This is a genomic window from Amycolatopsis sp. NPDC031561, assembly GCF_055580625.1.
Genome location: NZ_JBVILA010000001.1, coordinates 964,052 through 983,030, shown reverse-complemented (window position 1 = coordinate 983,030; position 18,979 = coordinate 964,052). Strand labels below are relative to the sequence as shown.

General features: G+C 69.1%; 17 protein-coding genes. 6 read left to right on the top strand and 11 right to left on the bottom strand.

Translation table 11 applies throughout. The features are described from left to right. The first annotated feature begins 159 nt into the window (after positions 1-159). The 3 genes from ACZ5IK_RS04750 (at position 160) to ACZ5IK_RS04740 (ending at position 2,640) form a co-directional block, all read left to right on the top strand. Positions 160-840, top strand: coding sequence for an SCO4651 family lipoprotein (locus ACZ5IK_RS04750; RefSeq protein ID WP_465486558.1), 681 nt, complete (start codon positions 160-162; stop codon positions 838-840). Between the two features lie 72 nt (positions 841-912). Further along, positions 913-1,695, top strand: coding sequence for an SCO4651 family lipoprotein (locus tag ACZ5IK_RS04745; protein WP_465486557.1), 783 nt, complete (start codon positions 913-915; stop codon positions 1,693-1,695). Positions 1,696-1,755: 60 nt separating this feature from the next. Continuing rightward, complete coding sequence (locus tag ACZ5IK_RS04740; protein ID WP_465486556.1) at positions 1,756-2,640, top strand: NAD-dependent epimerase/dehydratase family protein; 885 nt, start codon at positions 1,756-1,758, stop codon at positions 2,638-2,640. Positions 2,641-2,922: 282 nt separating this feature from the next. Here ACZ5IK_RS04740 and ACZ5IK_RS04735 read toward each other — a convergent pair whose 3' ends face one another. Both ACZ5IK_RS04735 and ACZ5IK_RS04730 read right to left on the bottom strand, forming a co-directional pair. Continuing rightward, positions 2,923-3,414 carry a DUF6912 family protein gene (locus ACZ5IK_RS04735; protein ID WP_101610425.1) on the bottom strand — a complete coding sequence of 164 codons (492 nt, stop codon included), beginning with the start codon at positions 3,412-3,414 and terminating at the stop codon, positions 2,923-2,925. After that, complete coding sequence (locus tag ACZ5IK_RS04730) at positions 3,411-4,817, bottom strand: WS/DGAT/MGAT family O-acyltransferase (RefSeq protein WP_465486555.1); 1,407 nt, start codon at positions 4,815-4,817, stop codon at positions 3,411-3,413. The genes ACZ5IK_RS04735 and ACZ5IK_RS04730 overlap by 4 nt, the downstream gene beginning before the upstream one ends. Positions 4,818-4,851: 34 nt before the next feature. Between ACZ5IK_RS04730 and ACZ5IK_RS04725 the strand changes: the two genes are divergently transcribed. Then, the gene (locus ACZ5IK_RS04725) at positions 4,852-5,631 is read left to right on the top strand and encodes a TrmH family RNA methyltransferase (protein ID WP_465486554.1); all 780 of its coding nucleotides are present in this window, start codon (positions 4,852-4,854) and stop codon (positions 5,629-5,631) included. Here the strand turns inward: ACZ5IK_RS04725 and ACZ5IK_RS04720 are convergent. Further along, on the bottom strand, positions 5,606-6,010 hold the full coding sequence (locus ACZ5IK_RS04720) for an HAD-IA family hydrolase (RefSeq protein ID WP_465486553.1): 405 nt from the start codon (positions 6,008-6,010) through the stop codon (positions 5,606-5,608). The genes ACZ5IK_RS04725 and ACZ5IK_RS04720 overlap by 26 nt on opposite strands. A gap of 111 nt (positions 6,011-6,121) precedes the next feature. Here ACZ5IK_RS04720 and ACZ5IK_RS04715 point away from each other — a divergent pair, with 111 nt between their 5' ends. Beyond that, a complete protein-coding gene (locus ACZ5IK_RS04715; protein ID WP_101610432.1) occupies positions 6,122-6,637 on the top strand; it encodes an Rv3235 family protein in 516 nt (171 codons plus the stop codon). Between the two features lie 60 nt (positions 6,638-6,697). Here the strand turns inward: ACZ5IK_RS04715 and secA are convergent, their stop codons facing one another. The 8 genes from secA to ACZ5IK_RS04675 form a co-directional block, all read right to left on the bottom strand. Beyond that, entirely contained in the window at positions 6,698-9,526 is a 2,829-nt protein-coding gene (gene secA / locus ACZ5IK_RS04710) for a preprotein translocase subunit SecA (protein WP_465486552.1), read from the bottom strand. A 250-nt stretch (positions 9,527-9,776) separates the two neighbouring features. Beyond that, positions 9,777-10,469, bottom strand: coding sequence for a ribosome hibernation-promoting factor, HPF/YfiA family (gene hpf / locus ACZ5IK_RS04705; protein WP_465486551.1), 693 nt, complete (start codon positions 10,467-10,469; stop codon positions 9,777-9,779). 544 nt (positions 10,470-11,013) lie between these two features. Continuing rightward, the gene (locus tag ACZ5IK_RS04700) at positions 11,014-11,652 is read right to left on the bottom strand and encodes a ComF family protein (protein ID WP_465486550.1); all 639 of its coding nucleotides are present in this window, start codon (positions 11,650-11,652) and stop codon (positions 11,014-11,016) included. 556 nt (positions 11,653-12,208) lie between these two features. After that, on the bottom strand, positions 12,209-13,936 hold the full coding sequence (locus tag ACZ5IK_RS04695) for an LpqB family beta-propeller domain-containing protein (RefSeq protein WP_465486549.1): 1,728 nt from the start codon (positions 13,934-13,936) through the stop codon (positions 12,209-12,211). Continuing rightward, a complete protein-coding gene (gene mtrB, locus ACZ5IK_RS04690) occupies positions 13,933-15,615 on the bottom strand; it encodes an MtrAB system histidine kinase MtrB (RefSeq protein WP_465486548.1) in 1,683 nt (560 codons plus the stop codon). The genes ACZ5IK_RS04695 and mtrB overlap by 4 nt, the downstream gene beginning before the upstream one ends. Before the next feature lie 43 nt (positions 15,616-15,658). Beyond that, entirely contained in the window at positions 15,659-16,336 is a 678-nt protein-coding gene (gene mtrA / locus ACZ5IK_RS04685; RefSeq protein WP_005150760.1) for an MtrAB system response regulator MtrA, read from the bottom strand. A 111-nt stretch (positions 16,337-16,447) separates the two neighbouring features. Continuing rightward, entirely contained in the window at positions 16,448-17,575 is a 1,128-nt protein-coding gene (locus ACZ5IK_RS04680) for an NAD(P)/FAD-dependent oxidoreductase (RefSeq protein WP_465486547.1), read from the bottom strand. Then, positions 17,572-17,889 (bottom strand): bifunctional 3-phenylpropionate/cinnamic acid dioxygenase ferredoxin subunit, encoded by a 318-nt coding sequence (locus tag ACZ5IK_RS04675; RefSeq protein WP_465486546.1) that lies wholly within the window; start codon positions 17,887-17,889, stop codon positions 17,572-17,574. The genes ACZ5IK_RS04680 and ACZ5IK_RS04675 overlap by 4 nt, the downstream gene beginning before the upstream one ends. Positions 17,890-18,041: 152 nt before the next feature. On the opposite strand from ACZ5IK_RS04675, the gene ACZ5IK_RS04670 reads away from it, so the two are divergent. Further along, positions 18,042-18,827, top strand: a complete 786-nt coding sequence (locus tag ACZ5IK_RS04670) for an IclR family transcriptional regulator (RefSeq protein WP_465486545.1) — start codon at positions 18,042-18,044, stop codon at positions 18,825-18,827. Positions 18,828-18,979 lie beyond the last annotated feature (152 nt).

The following is an 18,979-nucleotide window of genomic DNA, read 5'->3' as shown; positions in this document are numbered from 1 at the left end:
GAAGAGGGGGCTTCGTCACCCCCTTTAAGTAGAACCCCCCCCCCCCCGCGACAAACCGGGGGGGGTTTCCCCCCCCCCCGCTCCCCGACAATCGGACGGTGGAAATTCACGCGCCAGGCACTACGGTGGTGGTACAGACCATTCACCCGAGGGAGTCCTATGCGTGCCACCGGATTCGCCGCCGTCTGTACCGCTCTCCTGCTGCTGGGAGGCTGTTCCGGCGAAGAGAAACCGGCGGCGCCACCGGTCAAGGACGCGGCGCAACTGGCTTCGGCCGCCGCCGAGGGCACGCAGAAGGCCCGCTCGTCGAAGATCGCGCTGGAGACCACCGCCGAGGACGGCCGCAAGGTCGTGGTGACCAGCTCCGGGCTCTACGAGGGCCCGAACAGCAAGTTCTCCATGGTCGCCGAGGTCGCGGGCGAGAAACGCGACCTGATCTTCGCCGACGGCGTCCTCTACTACCACCTGTCCGACGCGCAGGTCCAGGAACTCAAGACCGGCAAGGAATGGGTCAAGATCACCGCCGACGGCAAGGACGCGCTCTCCGCGGCCAACGGCAGGCTGATGACGGACGTCGTCGAGACAATGGACCCGACGCGCACGACCGACCGGATCTCGAAGTCCGGCAAGGTCACCAAGTCCGAGCAGGCCGACCTGAACGGCACGGCCACCACGCACTACGTCCTCGACCTGGGCGGTTCCCCCGCCGAAGTGTGGCTGGACGCCGATCGGCGTCCGGTGCAGGTCACCCTCGGCAAGACCACGGTCAAGTACGACAGCTGGGCGTCCGACGTGGTGATCATCGCGCCGCCGCCCGAAGCGATCGGCGACAGCCGCTGAGCCGTTCCCCCGATCGGGGCGAGGTCCCCGGCTGTGTTTCGCTTGAGTGCCCGACCTTGAAAGCAGGTCCTCATGCGGAGAACGGCCCTGCCCGCCGTCGTCCTCGCCCTCGGCGCGCTGCTCGGCGCGTGTGACGGCGAAACCGTCTCGTTCACCGACGCCCGCGCGCTCGCCGACGGTGTCACGGCCGCCATCGACGGCAAGGCCGCGAAGTTTGCCACCGACGTCACCGCGGGCACGATGCGCTCGAAGAGCCAGGGACAGGCCCGGGTCGCCGCGCTGGCCATGACCACGGACTTCCTCGGCGAACCGCTCGAACTCCGGCTGATCGACAAGACCGTCTTCGCCAAGGTCCCCGAGAGCGCCCGCGAGGACGTTCCCGGCGGCAAACCCTGGGTCAAGGTCTCCCCCGACGGCGCGGACCCGTTCTCGCAGGTCGCCGGCGGCAGCATCGACCAGCTGGCGAAGCAGAACGACCCCGGCCGCGCGCTCGACCAGGCGCGGCGGGCCGGCACGCTCACCGAGTCCGGGCGTGCCGAACTCGACGGCGTGTCCACCGAGCACTACCGGCTGGACATCGACATGGCCGCGCTGGGCGGTGATCTGCCCGCCGGACTGTCGGCGGAAGCTCTCGGGGAACTGAACGGCAAGCTCGGGAAGATCCCGATGGAGATCTGGCTCGACGACGCGCGTCAGCCGGTGCAGGTCGTGCTCGACCTCGCCCCCGTCCTCGCCGCTTCGGGTGTGCCGGACGCCGCGATGGCCCGGATCGTCACGCGCTACAGCGAGTGGGGCACGCAGGCGGACATCCAGGCGCCGCCGCCGGAGGAGATCGGCGAAATCCCGGCGGGCTGACCCTGTCACGTTCCCCGCGCCCGTCTCGTCCAGAGGGGGAAGGCGAACAGGAGGACGGACATGCGCGTGATGGTGATCGGGGCGACCGGGGTGCTGGGGCGGCCACTGGTGCGGCGCTTGCTGGCCGAGGGCCACGAGGTGAGCGGGCTTGCCCGCGGTGAAGACCGCGTCGCGGCCGTGAGCGCGACCGGCGCGAAGCCGGTGACGGGTTCGCTGTTCGACGTCGATTCCCTGACCGGGGCGCTGCGCGGGCACGACGCGGTGGTGAACGTCGCGACCCGGATCCCGGGCGGGCGCGCCGCGATGACGTCGGCGGGATGGGCGGAGAACGACCGGCTGCGGACCGACGGCACCCGGACGCTCGCGGCCGCCGCGCGCCGGGTCGGCGAACTGGGAATCGTGGTGCAGGAAGGGATTTCGTTCGTCTACGCCGACGGCGGCGACGGCGAACTGGACGAGGACGCGCCTCTCGCGCCCACGGGGCACCTCGCGTCTTCGACGGTGGCGCACGCGAACATCGCGGAACTGGCGGACGAGGGGCGCACCGCGATCAGGCTGCGGATCGGGCTGCTCGTCTCGGACGACCCGATGACCACCATGATGCTGACGGCCGCGCGGCGCGGTTCGCCGCTGATCATCGGCCGCCGGACCGACTGGACCGCGGCGATCCACCCGGACGACGCGGCGGCGGGCGCGGTCGCGGCGCTACGGGCGCCGAGCGGCGTCTACAACCTGGCCGCGGATCCGGTGCGGAAGCGGGAACTCGGTGAGGCGATGGCGGCCGCGGCCGGGGTCCGCCGGGCCCGCGCGCTGCCGAAGTGGCTGGCGAACCGCGTGGGCCCGATGGCGGTGCTGGCGCGTTCGCAGCGTGTCGTCTCGACGCGGCTCACCGAGGCGACCGGATGGCGTCCCGAACGCCCGGTCCCCGGCCCTACCTGGTTCTGACCCACCCGCGTTCAGTCCTCTAGTTGCGGTAGTTGCACGTGCAAGGACCGCGTCCAGAGGACTAAACGCAGGGGCGCGGTCCTGGCGACTCTCCCGGCAGCCCGTTACGTCCTGAAGGCCACCTTTGAGACGATCAACGTCTCGAAGGTGGCCTTCAGGACAGCGGGAAACGCCTCGCGACCGGGCCGAAACCGTCCTGGATTTTGACCCACCCGCGTTCAGTCCTCTAGTTGCGGTAGTTGCACGTGCAAGGACCGCATCTAGAGGACTAAACGCCGGGGGTTACAGGAGTTCCAGCAGGAAAGGGAGTTCTTGGGGCGCGTACCAGGCGAGTTCGTGGTCTTCGGCGTCGCCGAGGGTGAACTCCGCGTCCGGGTCGCCGAGGTCGGCCTGGTCGATCACGGCCGCGGCGGCCTGCACGGACTCGGCCGCCTCGGCCGCGTCGACGTGGATCGCGGCGACGTCGGCGAGCTTCACCGGCCCGGCAAGCCGGACGACGGCGGCGTCGAGATCCGGGCGCAGGGTGACCTCGTCGAGGTCGGCCGAGATCACCACTCGCCGCGGCTCCGGCTTCTCCTCGGCCGCGATCAGCCGGAGCGACGCCCTGGCGGCGTCGAGCAGCGCGGCGTACTCGAGTTCTTCGTCGGATCCGCTGGCGTAGGACTCCCGCAACGCCGGGGTCAGCGCGAACCCCGTGCCGCTCCGCGCCCGGAACTCACCGGCGGTTTCGAGATCGCGCAGCATCGCGATCGTCCCGGGTAGATAGACCCTCACCAGTGCGCACCCTTCAGCTCTTCCAACGATTCCTCGATCATCCCGGCGAGCAGGTCCACATCGGACACGGCCTTGCGATCGCCGTTCAGTCCGAAGTAGACACCACCGTGATACGAGGTGACCCCGATCGCCAGCGCCTGATTGCGCACCAGCGGCATGACCGGGAACATCTCCACCATCTTCGCCTGTCCCGCGTAGAGCGGCACCTGCGGGCCCGGCGAATTCGTGATCAGCACATTGAAAATGCGCCCCGACATCGACCCGGCAGCCCGCGCGCCCAGCGAATGCAGCGTCGCCGGCGCGAAGCCGCCGACCGTCAGCAGCCCGCGCGCGGCGACCGAGCGGCCCGAATCGAGGTGATCCGCCATCGCGTGGCCGATGTGCTGCAACCGCAGGACCGCGTTCGGCTCACCGACCGGGAGATCGACGAGATAGGCGTCGACCTGGTTCCCGACCAGCGCGGGCGTCGAAAACTCCGCCGTCTCGGCGTCGCGGACGGCCATCGGCACCAGCGCGCGCACGGTGGTCGTCGCGGTCAGGTTCGAGCCGCGGGAGAGCAGCCATTCCCGCAGCGCGCCGGAGATCGCCGCCAGCACGACGTCGTTCACCGTGCCGCCGTGCGCGGCGCGGACCTTGCGGAAGTCCTCCAGCCGCGTGCGGACCACGGCGAACATGCGGCCGCCGGAGGTACGGACGTTGAGCGGCCCGGACGGCGCCGGATTCACCATGGTCTTCAACGCCGACGCGACATCCCCGACCGTTTCGGTGACCTTGCCCGCCATCGCGGTGGCGTCGTGGGCGATGGAGCGGACGTTCTCCACCAGCTCCGTCGGCCGCTGCACCGTCTCGGCGACCGCGTCGAGGATCAGCTGGGTGCGGCTCGGTTCCCGGCGCGGATGCCAATGGTCGTCGAACGGTTCCGGCTCCTGCGGGGCGGTGTCGAGGATCAGCTGCCCGAGCTCGATCGTGCCGATCCCGTCCACAACGGACTGATGCGTCTTGGTCACCAGCGCGACACGGTCCCCCGCGAGCCCTTCGACGAAGTACGCCTCCCAGAGCGGCCTTCCCGGATCGAGCCGCCGCGACATCAGCCGCGCCACGAGATCGAACAGCTGGTCGTCGGAACCCGGCTGCGGCAATGCGGACCGGCGGACGTGGTAGTTGAGGTCGAAGTCGAAGTCGTCGACCCACACCGGGCGGGCGAGATGACCCGGCACCTCCAGCACCCGCTGCCGGTAGCGCGGCAGGAACGCCAGGCGCTGCCCGATCAGGTCGAGCAGCTGCTCGTAGGTGAAGCCGTCGCGCGGTCGTTCGAAGATCGCCACACCGCCGACGTGCATCGGGGTCGAGTGGTCTTCCACGTACAGGAACGAGGCGTCCAGCGCGGAGAGGCGGTCGGGCATGAGCCGATCCTTACATAGTGGGACACTCGCCGGTGTGGGTGATGACTCGGTGATCTCGCCGAAGGACCGGTTCCTGACGGTGTACGGCCGGAAACCGGTGCTCGAGGCATTGGACGACGCGGCGCTCGAGGTGGACAAGGTGATTCTCGCCGACACCGTGCGGGGCCAGAACGCCGCCGAGATCGAGCGCGCCGCCAAGGCCGCCGGGGTGCCGGTGCAGCGGGCGAGCGCACACCGCGTGAAGGTGCTGGCCGGGAACGGCAAGCAGGACCAGGGCGTCCTGGCCGACGTCGTCGCGCCGCGCATGCGGTCGCTGCACGCGGCGCTGTCCGACGGCAGGCCGCCGTCACGGGTGCTGCTGCTCGACGGGATCACCACTCCGGCGAACGTCGGGATGATCCTGCGCACGGCGACCGCCGCCGGGCTGGAGGGTGTCGTGGTGCCGCGGCGCGGGGTCGCCGCCCTCGACCCGATGGTGGTCAAGGCCTCGGCCGGGGTCGCGTTCCGCGCGCCGGTGCTGCGGTGCGGCAGCGCGCGCGAGGCGGCCGAGATGCTCACCGAAGCCGGGTACGGCATCTACGCGCTGGGCGCTTCGGCCCGCTCCTCGGTGTTCGACGTCGAACTGCCGCAGCGCGCGGCGTTCGTGCTGGGCGGGGAGACGAACGGTGTCGGCGCCGAGGTCGGCGAGCTGGTGACGGAGTGGGTTTCGATCCCGATGCCCGGCGAAGTCGAATCGCTCAACGTCTCGGCGGCCGCCGCAGTGCTCTCGTTCGAGCTGGTGCGCCGCGCTAAGACTTCGGGAACAAGGCGCTGAGCTCGGTCAACGTCTCCTCGACCGACGTGTGGTGCACACCCGCCATCCCGGCCGCCACCGCGGCGCGGACGTTGTGGGCGGCGTCGTCGACGAACACGCACCCTTCGGCGGGCAGGCCGAGCAGTCCCGCAGTGAGCAGGTAGACCTCGCGCTCGGGTTTGGCCACGCCGACCTCGCCGGAGAAGACGAGCGCGTCGAAGAACGGGTCCAGCGTCCGTTTGGCCTCGTCCGACGCGCCGGGGGCGTTCGAGAGCAAGGCCGTTTTGATGCCGCGCTCCCTGGCGGCCCGCAGGAAGGCGTACAGCTCGTCCGCGCCGGCGTCCGTGAGCACTCCGACGTAGTCGATGACCAGCCCGTTCAGCACCGGCCCACCGTACACAAGCGATCACCGCCCGGTTCATCCTCTCGGGCGGTTCGTGTCGCGCCTCGGTCCACCGCCGGTCCCTTAGTTGCTGGGCGCGGCCGAGGGGGCCGCGGAGGGGACGATCGAATGACTTCGTACGTACTGAGACGGCTGAAACCGTATGAACCGCCCTGCCGTCCCGACGGCCGTCCGGAGCGGCGGCTGCACCGGGTACCGCAGCCGGACAACCAGCTCACGCTGGACCTGCCGCTGTCCGGCGAACGGTTCGAGGAAACGCCGCCGCCAGGGCAGGGACCCGACACGCTGGACGGGCGGCAAGTGGGCAGGCTGCTGACCACCATCCTCGAAGCCTGCGACGGACGCCGTCCGGCGGTCCAGGTGCGGCCGATCCTCGACCCGGCGCTCCACAGCGCGCTGCTCGACCGCGGCCGTCGCCGTCCTCCGGGCGGCTACCGGCCGAAGTCGATCCATCTGTGCCACCCGGCGGACGGCGTCATCGAGGCCTGCGCGACCGTCGAACAGAACGAGCGCTTCCTCGCCTTGGCCGCGCGCTTCGAGCGGACACCGGCAGGCTGGGTGTGCACCCGCTTCCACCTGTTGAAGCCCCCGCGACGCGTTTCCGCGCTAAGGCTCGCCGCATGACGAAGGGGGCCTTCGCCGCGTCTGTCTCGTGCGGCGAAGGCCCCCTTCTCGTTCACTGTCTCAGCGGCGCGGGCCCTTCTTGCCCTTCTTCTGGGAGGCGCGCTGCGCGGCACGACGCTCCCGGCGGGTTCCGCTCTGGTCACCGTCGTCGCCGGCACTGTCCGAATGCGACTCGACGCCCCCGTCCTCGGACGGGCCCGACATGGTCAGCCCGGACTGCGAACCGCCCCCGAGACCCTTGCCCCGCAAAGCGGACGGCACGGATTCGGTGTCGGTCGCCGGACCCTGCGGAGGCGTCGGACGGGCGTGCCGTCCGTCGCCGTTGGCGGCCTGGCCGTTCCCGGAGCCGACACCGGCGGGCAGCGCGGACGCGGACTCCGGCGCCGGGGCGGCGGGCTCGGCCTGCTCGACCTGGAGGTTGAACAGGAAGCCGACGGCCTCCTCCTTCAACGACTCCAGCATCGCGCGGAACATGTCGTAGCCCTCGCGCTGGTACTCGATGACCGGGTCGCGCTGGGCCAGGGCCCGCATGCCGATGCCCTCCTTGAGATAGTCCATCTCGTAGAGGTGCTCACGCCACTTGCGGTCGAGCACGGTGAGCATGACCTGACGCTCCAGGCTGCGCATCGCGCCTTCGCCGACCTTGCCGTCGATCTCGACCTCGCGCTCGTCGTACGCGCGGTGGGCGTCTTCGAGCAGCGCCTCGCGCAGCCTTTCGGCGTCGAGGTCGTCATCCGCGGTGAGGTCTTCCCAGGTGACCTTGACCGGGTACAGCGTCTTGAGCGCCGTCCACAGCTTCTCGTGGTCCCAGTCCTCGGAGTAGCCCGAGGAGGTCTCCTCGGTGACGTACGCGTTGATGACGTCGACCAGCATGTGCTCGATCTGCTCGCGAAGATCCTCGCCCTCGAGGACGCGCAGGCGCTCGGCGTAGATCACCTTGCGCTGCTCGTTCATCACCTCGTCGTACTTGAGGACGTTCTTGCGGATCTCCATGTTCTGCTGCTCGACCTGCGTCTGCGCGCTCTTGATCGCCTTGGAGACCATCTTGTGCTCGATCGGCACATCGTCCGGCAGCCGCATGGTGGTCATGACCCGCTCGACCATCGTCGCGTTGAAGCGGCGCATGAGCTCGTCACCGAGCGACAGGTAGAACCGGGACTCGCCCGGGTCGCCCTGACGGCCGGAACGACCGCGGAGCTGGTTGTCGATCCGGCGGGACTCGTGCCGCTCGGTGCCGAGCACGTACAGCCCGCCCGCCTCGCGGACCTCGTCGGCCTCGGCCTTGGTCTCGGCCTGGATCTCTTCGAGCACCTTCGGCCACGCGGCCTCGTACTCCTCGGAGTGCTCCACCGGGTCGAGGCCGCGCTCGCGCAGCACCTCGTCGGCGATCAGGTCCGGGTTGCCGCCGAGCACGATGTCGGTACCGCGGCCCGCCATGTTGGTGGCGACCGTGACCGCGCCCTTGCGCCCCGCGCGGGCGACGATCAGCGCCTCCCGGTCGTGGTGCTTGGCGTTGAGGACCTCGTGCGGGACACCCAGCTTGAGCAGCAGCTTCGACAGGTGCTCGGACTTCTCGACACTCGTGGTGCCGACCAGCACCGGCTGGCCGTTCTCGTGCCGCTCGGCGATGTCCTCGGCGACGGCCTCGAACTTGGCCTGCTCGGTCTTGTAGATGAGGTCGGCCTGGTCGGCGCGGACCATCGGCTTGTTGGTCGGGATCGGCACCACACCCAGCTTGTAGGTCTGGTGGAACTCGGCCGCCTCGGTCTCGGCGGTACCGGTCATGCCCGCCAGCTTGTCGTACAGCCGGAAGTAGTTCTGCAGCGTGATCGTGGCGAGAGTCTGGTTCTCGGCCTTGATCTCGACGCCTTCCTTGGCCTCGATCGCCTGGTGCATGCCCTCGTTGTAGCGGCGGCCGTGCAGGATGCGGCCGGTGAACTCGTCGACGATGAGGACTTCGCCGTCACGGACGATGTAGTCCTTGTCGCGCTTGTAGAGCTCCTTGACCTTCAGCGCGTTGTTCAGGTAGCCGACCAGCGGCGTGTTCGCGGCCTCGTAGAGGTTGTCGATGCCGAGCTGGTCCTCGACGAACGCGACGCCCTTCTCGCTGACACCGACGGTGCGCTTGCGGATGTCCACTTCGTAGTGGATGTCCACCTTCATCAGCGGGGTCAGTCGCGCGAACTCGACGTACCAACGCGAGGACTGGTCTGCCGGGCCGGAGATGATCAGCGGCGTCCGGGCCTCGTCGATGAGGATGGAGTCCACCTCGTCGACGATCGCGAAGTTGTGGCCGCGCTGCACGCAGTCCTCGAGGCTCCACGCCATGTTGTCGCGGAGGTAGTCGAAGCCGAACTCGTTGTTCGTGCCGTGCGTGATGTCGGCGGCGTACTGCTGACGGCGGACCTCGGGGGCCTGGTCTGCCAGGATGATGCCGACCTCGAGGCCGAGGAAGCGGTGGATGCGGCCCATCCACTCGGCGTCACGTTTGGCGAGGTAGTCGTTCACCGTGATGACGTGCACGCCCTTGCCGGACAGCGCGTTCAGATAGGCGGGGAGCACCTGGGTCAGGGTCTTGCCCTCACCGGTCTTCATTTCGGAGACCTGGCCGAGGTGCAGCGCGGCGCCGCCCATCACCTGGACGTCGTAGGGCCGCTGGCCGAGCACACGCCAGGCCGCCTCCCTCGCCACCGCGAACGCCTCCGGCAGGAGGTCGTCGAGTGACTCGCCGTCCGCGTTCCGCTTACGGAACTCGTCGGTCTTGGCCCGCAGAGCGGTGTCCGAAAGTTCCTTGACGTCGTCTTCGAGGGTGTTGATGTGATCGGCGATGTTGCGCAGCCGCTTCACCATCTTGCCCTCGCCCGCGCGGAGCAGGCGGTTCAGCACCATCCGGTCGACCTCACTAGCTGATTGTGATCGCACCCGAGCCGATCCCGGGCAGTCTCGTATGCGGCGGCGCCGGGTTTCGCACCGCCGTCCGACCCCCATCGTAGGGAACACCTCGGTGTTCGCGCACGCACCGTCGGTCGGTACCTGACGAGACCGGGGCGGGCCCCGCCGGATCCGGACAGGGCGGCGGCCCGCACGCCGAACGCGTGCGGGCCGCCGTCGTAGGCGTTTATGGGTGTCGGAGGGCCGGCTAACTCAGCCGGATGACGCCGTAGTCGAAGCCTCGCCTCCGGTAGACGACGCTCGGGCACCCGGCGTCGGAGTCGTTGAACAGATAGAAGTCGTGACCGACCAGTTCCATCTCGTAGAGAGCCTGGTCGACCGTCATCGGAACCGCGTCATGCTTCTTCTCGCGGACGACGCGACCGGGCTGGTGTTCGGTCACCCCGTCATCCCAGCGCTGCTGCTGGGGCATCTCGAAGTCGTCACCGCTCTCGACAGCGAAACCGTTGGCCATGGGTTCGGCCTCGGGCGCTTCGAGTACAGCGGTACCCGCGAGATGTCGGGTGCCGGTGGTCGTGCCACCGGCGGCCGCCATCGAAGTCGCCTCGGCGACGGATTCCGGGCGGCTGCGGCCGTAGTGCACGCGCCGTCGGTCGTGTGTCTTCCGCAACCGGTTCTCGAGCTTGTTCAGTGCGGAATCCAGCGCTGCGTAGAAGTCGCCCGCACACGCTTCGGCGCGTACGGCGGGGCCCTTGCCCTTCCCGGTGATTTCGACGCGCTGGCAGTTCTTCGACTGCCGGCGATTGGGCTCATGGAAGAGCTCCACGTCGTATCGGATGACCTTCTTGTCGTAGCGCTCTAGCCGGGCCAGCTTTTCGCTGACGAGTGCCCGATAGTGGTCGGGCACCTCCACGTTGCGGCCCTTAACGACGATGTCCATACACGACCTCCCTCGCTGAAATGACTGCGAGCTGTAGATGTGTTCACTAGGGCGCCGGTAAAGCGGGGACGAAGCCCGGTATCGCGGGCGATGAGAGAACTCGGCATGCGGCCACGACGTCTCGTGTCGGATGTCCGAGCGCGGACTCAGCGCGGCTCCGGCGCCAGGGACATGGGCTGGTCACCTCCCTGCCTGCCGGGATTGCTGATAGCGCTGCACGTTAGCTGCAACACGCCCCGAGCAACAGCCCCCGAGCCGGGGGATATCAGGACGTGAGACCCCGTCACCGCACGCGACGAAGGCACTGTGCCCAGCGGGACAATCCGGCCTGTCGGGCGTCGTCCCGGTGATTTGTTTTCACGCGGACGGCGCAAGCCTCCGGACAGGAAAAAGCCGAGGGTGACGCCACCAAGGGAATCCGCCGCCACCCCGGTGGAGTGGCGAGCCGTCGGAGTGTTCCCCGGAAGCTGCCTCATATCCCGTCAACGTCCTTGTACCCATTCCCGTTCCCGATCATTCATCACTCTTGTAGGTGACCCCGTGATCACCCGGCGGCGGCCAGCGCGACCACCGCGGAAACGTGAATTCCGCTTATGTCCAATAGGCGCGTACAAGCGGCGGCCGTCGCTCCGGTTGTGATCACGTCGTCAAGCAGAATGACCTCCGACGGGTGAACACCCTGGACGAGGCGGATGCGGCCGTCGAGGTTCACCGCCCGCTCGGCACGGGTGAGCCGCGCGGCGTCGCGGACTCCGGCCCCGAGTTCGAGCACCGGCGCGACCGTCGCCGGTTTTCCCTTGCTTGACAGCACTTTTACGCATTCCTCGGCCATCCGCCGGACGTGCGGGCCGCCTCGGACCCGCGAGGCGTGCCGTCTCGACGGGACCGGGACGAGGCAGCGTTCCGGCTCCGGCCCCGGCAGGTGGACCAGGGCTTCGGCGAGGGCCCGGCCCAAGGACGGGGCGAGGTCGCGGCGGCCGCGTTCCTTGTAGGCGAGGATCAGGCGGCGGGCCTCGTCGGCGTAGCGGGCCAAGGCGTAGACGGGCACGAGACCGGCCATCGGGGCGCGGGTGATCTCGCTGAGCGAACCCCAAGCGGTCTGACAGGTGGCGCAGCAAGGGGCGCCGGGGGCGCCGCAGGACGCGCAGCGGGCGGGGATGAGGAGATCCAGGAGTTTGGACATGCCGTCGAGGGTGGCGGCGGGGACCGACAGTTCCGGGGGCCGATGTGTCGCGAGAGGTCCCTTTTGGACGCTTTCCGTCCTAAGGGGACCTGTCATGAGGGCAATCGAGGAGAAGGTCCGAAGGTCCGTGAAGGCCTCCTTCCCTACCTTGAGCGTAGGGAAGGAGGCCTTCACGTACTCCAGGCGACCAGAGTGCCGAACCGTGGTGGGTCTCGTGAGTGGTGAGGACGGTTAGAGCCGACCGGTATTTGCCTACCCACGCGCGACCTGGGCGAAGGTGAAGTGGCAGCGGTGGCACGGTCGAGCGTGAAGGAATCGGGACGTCGAGTGTCCCAAATCCTTCATCGTCGAGGGGTCTTCCGGTCTCGGAGCTTGAGCAACGGAAGATCGGGGACACTCAACGTCCCCAAACCTCCGTTGATCAAGCCCGGACACTCCAGCACCCGTCGAGCGGCAACCAGCACAAGCTCACCGAGGCGACATCAGGAGCCAGCGGGTAGGCAAGCACGGGTCCACCAGAACCGTCCTCACCACTCACGAGGCCCGACCAGGACGCTCAGCCCGGGTAGAACGGATCCGCGTCGGTCACCGTGTGCGCCTGCGGCCGCCAGACCTCGCCCAGTTCGGACGCGACCCACAGCCCGCCCGCGTCCGCGACCAGGTTCTGCCTGCTCGGCGCCGCGGTGACGCCGTGGACCGGCGGGGTCAGGTTCGAGCTGTTGAAGGCGTCCATCCGCTGCCCGTCCAGCGGCACCTTGACCACCGGAAGCGTGGTCGACGACGTCGCGGCGATCAGGTGGTCCTGGGTCGCCCAGTCGACGTCGACGACGTCCTTGAGGTCGCGTTCCTGCAGCTTCCGCGGCGAGCGCAGCGCCACCGAGTCCGCCGTACGCACGATCGAGGCGACCACCAGCTGCCCGTTGACCACGGCGGCCAGCCGGGATCCGTCCCGCGAAAGGCGCAGTTCGGTGATCTGGCCGAGCCCGGTGAGCTGGGTCGCGTCGACGCCGGCCTTCACCCAGCGGCCGTCCGCGGCCAGGGTGACCCTGGCGACGGTGTTGTGGTCGACGACCGTCCAGACCTCGCCGGAAGCCCCGCCGCCCCGCGCGACCGGCCGCCAGGTGGGGCGGCTCAGGCTGCCGCCGAACAGATCCACCGAAGCGAGGTCCCGGTCCAGTTCGCCGACCCGGAGCCACTGCCTGCCGTCGCGCTCTTCGACCACTGCGAGCCGTTTCCCGTCGACGGATTGCGCGCCGCTGACGACCTTGTACCCGCCATTGCCCGCCGGGCCGCCGACCGGTGCCCCGTCGCCGAGCGACCGGACCCGCCCGTTCACGGTCATCAGCCCCTTCAGCTCCGAGTTGGGGGCGATCTCCGTGTTGTAGGGCAGCAGTTCGCTGGCCCGCCAGTATTCGTTGCCCGGCACCAGCGCGCTGCCGTCGGCGAGCAGCCGGATCCGGCTCAGCGTCACCGTCTGCAGGGAGAGGACGATCTGCGCGGCGATCAGGTTCCGGTCCGCGAGGCTGGCCCCGCCGATCCCGGTCAGGTTGATGTCCAGTGTCCCGTCGTCCGTGCTGCGCACGTTGGTCTCGGTGGTGACCTGATCACCGAGCAGGTCCTGGACAGCGCCCTTCAACCCTTCCGACGGGCCTTGCAGCACCAGGTCCATCACCCGGCCCGGCAGCCCGGCCTGCGGTTTCGCCGCGACGTACCGGAGATCGGGGACGAAGGTGCCGGAGTCGGCCGAGTAGAAGCTGATCGGCACGCGGAAGTAGTTGGTCGCGAAATCCTTGTCGGTGACGGCGAGCTCCTGCGGCGGGTCCACGATCCGCCACTGGCCGTTCTGCTGCTTCCGCAGCTTGAACTGCTGCGAGTACTCGGTCTTCAGCGGGATGAACGCGCTGTCGGGGCTCAGGTTGCCGAGTTTGAACCCGCGGACGTTCACCACCTGCTCGTCCGGATCCCCCGTCGGCGACGAGGTGTCGTAAACGGTGCCGAAGGTGTTGTCGATGATCGTCAGCCCTGGTGACGGCTTCCAGTTGCGCCGGGCCTCGTCGTCCAGGTAGACCCGGGCGTCGGCGTTCGCCGTGCCCGGCGTCGCGGAGTTGCGGATGAACTGGCGGGTGACGGTCAGCGAGTCGATCCCGGCCGCGGGCTCGGGGACGTCCACCGGCGCCTGCCCGGGTTTGTCCCCGGGGACGACGACGGGCTGGGATTCGAGCGGGATGTTCGCGCAGCCGGCGACCAGCAGGAACACCGCGAACAGGGTCAGCAGCCGCTTCATCGGCCGACCTCCTCGGGTTCGGCGAGGATCGCGTCGGGCGCCGGGCGGACTTCGAGCAGGCCGGACGACGAACCGTGCGTATCGGTCGGCTTGTGATCGGGCGGCGGCAAGAGCAGCGGGCTCTCCCCCATCGGCGTGTCCTGCTGCCGCGGCAGCACGAGCCGGAAACAGGCGCCGTAGCCGGTCTCGCCCCACGCGTCGAGCACGCCGCCGTGCAGGCGGGCGTCCTCCTGGCTGATCGCCAGGCCGAGCCCGGTGCCGCCGGTGCGGCGGTTGCGGGACGGGTCGGCACGCCAGAACCGGTTGAACACCAGTTCCGCTTCACCTGGCCGGAGCCCGACGCCGCGGTCGCGCACGGTGATGGCGACCGCGGTCTCGTTGACCGCCAGTGTCAGCACCACCGGGTTCCCTTCGCTGTGATCGACCGCGTTGGCCAGCAGGTTGCGCAGGATCCGCTCGACGCGGCGCGCGTCGACCTCGGCGGCCGCCTCCTCGTCCGGCAGCACCAGCTCGACCGAACTGCCCGCGTTCCCGGCGATCACCCGGACCTGTTCGACGGCCCTGGTCGCGATGGGCCGGACGTCGATGAACTCGGCCGAGAGCTCCTCGACACCGGCGTCGAGCCTGCTGATCTCCAGCAGGTCGCCGAGCAGGGCCTCGAACCGGTCGAGTTCGTCGACCAGCAGTTCGGTGGAGCGGGCGAGGCCGGCCGGGAACTGCTCGCGCGACGCGTGCAGCACGTCGGCGGCCATCCGCACGGTGGTCAGCGGGGTGCGCAGTTCGTGCGAGACGTCGGAGGTGAACCTGCGCTGAAGACCACCGAAGTCCTCCAGCTGGCGGATCTGCCGCTGGATGCTCGCGGCCATCTCGTTGTAGGACACGGCGAGTTTGGCCAGATCGTCCTCGCCGAGCACGGCGAGCCGTTGATCGAGTGCGCCGCCCGCGAATCCTTCGGCCGCCGCGGCGGCCTGCCGGACCGGCCGGACCACCTGCCTGGTGACCAGGTTCGTGATCCCGGCCAGCAGGAGCAGCAGGACGAGACCGCCGACGAGCAGCGTGTTCTGCACGGTCGAGACGGTGTTCTGCTCGCTGGTGAGCGGGTACAGCAGGTAGAGCTGGAGCGGGTTGATCATCGTGGTCACCGGGGCGCCGACGATCAGATACGTCGTCTTGCCGCCGTCCGGTTCGGTGACCGTGTGCATCAGGTAGCTGACCTGCTCGGTCTCCACGAACTGGCGCAGCCGGACGGGCACCCGGTCGTAGGGACCCGCGGAAGCCGGCGTGTTCGACTGGTCGCGGCCGCCCGCGACCAGCACCGGTTCGAAGGTGCCCGCGGCCGATCCGGCGCCGTCCTGCGACGTCGTCGTGCTGGAGATCTTCTTCAGCGCGTTCTTCAGCCGCGCCGTCATCGCTTCGGGCGACTCGGTGCCGACACCGACCAGCTCGCTGGCCGCGGTCTCGACGACCGCCCTGGTCTGCGCGATCGCCGCGTTCTGCTTGGTCTCGAGCAGCCTGTCGGTGATCTGGTTCTGCAGCACCATGCCCAGCACGAACACCACGGCCGACGACAGCGCCAGCGTGGACACCGTGACCCGGAACTGCAGCGAATGCCGCCACAGCTCGTTGAACAGGACGACCTTGCGGCGCACGAAAACCACGATGCGCCGGAGGTGGCGCATCGTGGTTTGGGCAAGCCTCGGCAAGCGTCCGCTCATGGGGTCGTCACGGCGGGCCGGCCTTGTACCCGACGCCGCGAACGGTCAACACCACCTCGGGGTGTTCCGGGTCCTTCTCGACCTTCGAACGCAGACGCTGGACGTGCACGTTCACCAGGCGGGTGTCGGCGGCGTGGCGGTAACCCCACACCTGCTCCAGGAGCACCTCGCGGGTGAACACCTGACGGGGCTTCCTGGCCAGCGCGACCAGGAGGTCGAACTCGAGCGGGGTCAGCGGGATGGCCTTGCCCTCCCGCGTCACCTCGTGGCCGGGGACGTCGATCGCGAGGTCGCCGATCGTCAGCGACTCGGCGGGCTCGGCCTCGGTGCGGCGCATCCGGGCGCGGACGCGGGCCACGAGCTCCTTCGGTTTGAAGGGCTTGACCACATAGTCGTCGGCGCCCGACTCGAGCCCGAGGACGATGTCCACGGTGTCGCTCTTGGCGGTGAGCATGACGATCGGCACACCGGACTCGGCCCGGATCGCCTTGCAGACGTCGATGCCGTTCATCCCGGGCAGCATGAGGTCGAGGAGGACCAAGTCCGGTTTCAGCTCACGAAGCGCGGGCAGCGCCCGTGAGCCGTCGGCCACGACGGCTGTGTCGAACCCCTCCCCACGCAGCACGATGGTGAGCATCTCCGCGAGAGCAGGGTCGTCGTCGACGACCAGAACGCGTGCCTTCATAAACCTATGTTCGCACTAGTTTCCCCGCGCGAGCGCGCGACCCGGCGATGTGACCACCAGAAAGATCATCGAATCGGGCAAATTGCTCCATCCGAGTAGGGTCTTCTGCCCCTAGAGGGCCCGCCGGAGCTTGGTGAACGGGCGCGGGGAGTCGATCGCGAAGACGCCGGTCAGCGCGTCGCCGCGGTGATAGGTCGCGACAAAACGCTTCGAAGCGACGTCTCCTTCGGTGATCCGCACGTCTTCCGTGGCCACTCCGGCGAATTGGAGCCGCCGTCCGTACTGATCGGACCAAAAGTAACCGTGTCGTGCGAAATGCGTGACGGTCGAGCCGGCGAGCAGGTTCGCGACGGCGACGGCGGGCTGTTCGAAGGCGGCCGTCCAGTGTTCGGCGCGGACCCGCCTGCCGCGCAGCGGGCAGCGGTACCGCGCGACGTCACCCACCGCGATCACTCGGGGATTCGCTGTGACACAGCCGGAATCGACCAGCACCCCGTCGTCGACGGCGAGCCCGGAGCCGGTGAGCCATTCGGTGACCGGCCGCGCCCCCACTCCGGCGACGACGAGATCGGCGGGGATCTCCCGGCCGTCGGCGAGCCGCACCCCGGTGACGCGATCGGTCCCGGCGAACCCGGCGACGGGGACGCCCGCGATCAGGCGGACGTCGCTCTCCGCGTGCAATCCGGCGCACACCGTGCCCATTTCCGGGCCGACGACCGACGCGAGCGGAACGGGCATCGCCTCGATCACGGTGACGTCGTGCCCGAGCAGGCGGCAGGCGGACGCGACCTCCGCGCCGATGAAGCCCGCGCCGATGACGACCACCGGACCGGGCCCCGCCGCGAGTTCCCGTTTGAGCGACACGGCGTCATCGAGCGTCCGCAACGTGTGAACGCCTTTCAGACACCTGGCCGCGCCAAGGGTTCTGGCGACAGCGCCGGTCGCGATGACGTAACCGTCCGCGGCGATCGTGGTGCCGTCTTCGAGCGTCACTCCGTCGCGACCGAGTTTCTCGGCACGGACACCGAGACGCCATTCCGCGTCGAGATCGTCTTGCCCGGCGAGCGCGAGGTCGTCGGCGGAAACCTTGCCCAGCAAGAAGTCCTTCGACAGCGGTGGCCTGTCGTACGGCGGTTCGGCGCCGATCATCACCAGCCGTCCGTCGAAACCCCGCGCGCGCAACTCCTGCGCCGAACGGAGTCCCGCCTGAGAGGTCCCGACGACGGCGACGGTTCTCAAGCGACGTCCCGCTGAGCGCGGGTGTCCACGTAGATCACCCCGTCGTCGACGACGACCGGGTACGTGCGCACGGCGTTCTTGGCAGGCAGGCAATCCGGGACGCCGGTCCGCAGGTCGAACCGCGCGGCGTGCAGCGGGCATTCGACGAAACAGTCCTCGATCCAGCCGTCGGCGAGCGACGCGTCCTGGTGAGTGCAGGTGTCGTCCAGTGCGTAATAGCCGCCCTCGGCGTGGAAGACCGAGACGGGGATGGGGCCTTCGAGACGAAGAGCTTCGCCCTCGGGCAGTTCGGAGACGGAGCAGGCACGGATCATCGGGGCCTCCGGGGAAAGGACCGACGGTTGTTGATGTTGCGTATTACGAGACAGAACGTGCTCTGCGCAACAATCACCCCCGAGGGGCCGGTGCGTCAAGGGATTCGCCCACTCAGCCGAGCGGATCCGGGCGAAACGGCTACTGTTGCGTCATGCGGAACCAGGACGCGGGGAACGCAACGCCCAGTCAGGTGCAGTCCGTCGATCGCGCGATCAGCGTGCTGGAACTGCTGGCGCGCAACGGGGAAACCGGGATCACCGAGATCGCGGGCGAACTCGGCGTGCACAAGTCGACGGCCTCCCGCCTGCTGAGCGTCCTGGAGAACCGCGGCCTCGTCGAGCAACTCGGCGAACGCGGCAAATACGCGATCGGCTTCGGCGTCGTCCGGCTGGCAGGCGCGGCCACCGGCCGGATGGACCTGGCGAAACTGGGCAGGCAGACCTGCCAGAGCCTGGCGGAGACACTCGGCGAGACGGTCAACATCGCGATCGCCGACGACGGCGTCGCGATCAACGTCAGCCAGGCCCGCGGGTCGGCCGCGATCAGCACGCAGAACTGGACCGGCCAGCGCACTCCCCTGCACGCGACGTCCAGCGGGAAGGTGCTGCTCGCGTACCTGGGAGACGTCGAGCGCAAACGTTTGCTCCGGCGGAAACTCGAACGGTTCACGCCGCGGACCACGGTCGATCCCGACGAGCTGACCGCGGAACTGGAGCGGGTCGCCGAGGACGGGTACGCGGCCTGTTTCGAGGAACTGGAGCTGGGGATGCACGCGGTCGCGGTGCCGGTGCTCGGCCCCGGCGGCGACGTCGTCGCGGCGATGAGCGCTTCCGGCCCGTCGTACCGGCTCTCGAAGCAGCGGGTGCGGCAGATCGTGCGGCCACTGGCGGAGGCTTCGGCGGATCTTTCGGCACAGCTGGGGTACTTCGCCGAGTGAGGTGAAGAGGGCGACCGCTTCGGGCTCTTGACAGCGCGGCGGCACGTGCCGCACTTTGTTGCTGAAGACGGAACACCGTGCCTCATCCGCAACAGCGCCTGTCACCCCGATGCCCGCGTGTCCTTTGTGGACTCACCGGGCAGGCAGGAGGT

Coding starts and splice junctions, on each gene's coding strand:
- ACZ5IK_RS04750 (WP_465486558.1), top strand. CDS start 160: ATGCGTGCCACCGGATTCGCCGCCGTCTGTACCGCTCTCCTGCTGCTG.
- ACZ5IK_RS04745 (WP_465486557.1), top strand. CDS start 913: ATGCGGAGAACGGCCCTGCCCGCCGTCGTCCTCGCCCTCGGCGCGCTG.
- ACZ5IK_RS04740 (WP_465486556.1), top strand. CDS start 1,756: ATGCGCGTGATGGTGATCGGGGCGACCGGGGTGCTGGGGCGGCCACTG.
- ACZ5IK_RS04730 (WP_465486555.1), bottom strand. CDS start 4,817: ATGCCCGACCGCCTCTCCGCGCTGGACGCCTCGTTCCTGTACGTGGAA.
- ACZ5IK_RS04715 (WP_101610432.1), top strand. CDS start 6,122: ATGACTTCGTACGTACTGAGACGGCTGAAACCGTATGAACCGCCCTGC.
- secA (WP_465486552.1), bottom strand. CDS start 9,526: ATGGTGCTGAACCGCCTGCTCCGCGCGGGCGAGGGCAAGATGGTGAAG.
- hpf (WP_465486551.1), bottom strand. CDS start 10,469: ATGGACATCGTCGTTAAGGGCCGCAACGTGGAGGTGCCCGACCACTAT.
- ACZ5IK_RS04700 (WP_465486550.1), bottom strand. CDS start 11,652: ATGTCCAAACTCCTGGATCTCCTCATCCCCGCCCGCTGCGCGTCCTGC.
- ACZ5IK_RS04695 (WP_465486549.1), bottom strand. CDS start 13,936: ATGAAGCGGCTGCTGACCCTGTTCGCGGTGTTCCTGCTGGTCGCCGGC.
- mtrB (WP_465486548.1), bottom strand. CDS start 15,615: ATGCGCCACCTCCGGCGCATCGTGGTTTTCGTGCGCCGCAAGGTCGTC.
- mtrA (WP_005150760.1), bottom strand. CDS start 16,336: ATGAAGGCACGCGTTCTGGTCGTCGACGACGACCCTGCTCTCGCGGAG.
- ACZ5IK_RS04675 (WP_465486546.1), bottom strand. CDS start 17,889: ATGATCCGTGCCTGCTCCGTCTCCGAACTGCCCGAGGGCGAAGCTCTT.
- ACZ5IK_RS04670 (WP_465486545.1), top strand. CDS start 18,042: ATGCGGAACCAGGACGCGGGGAACGCAACGCCCAGTCAGGTGCAGTCC.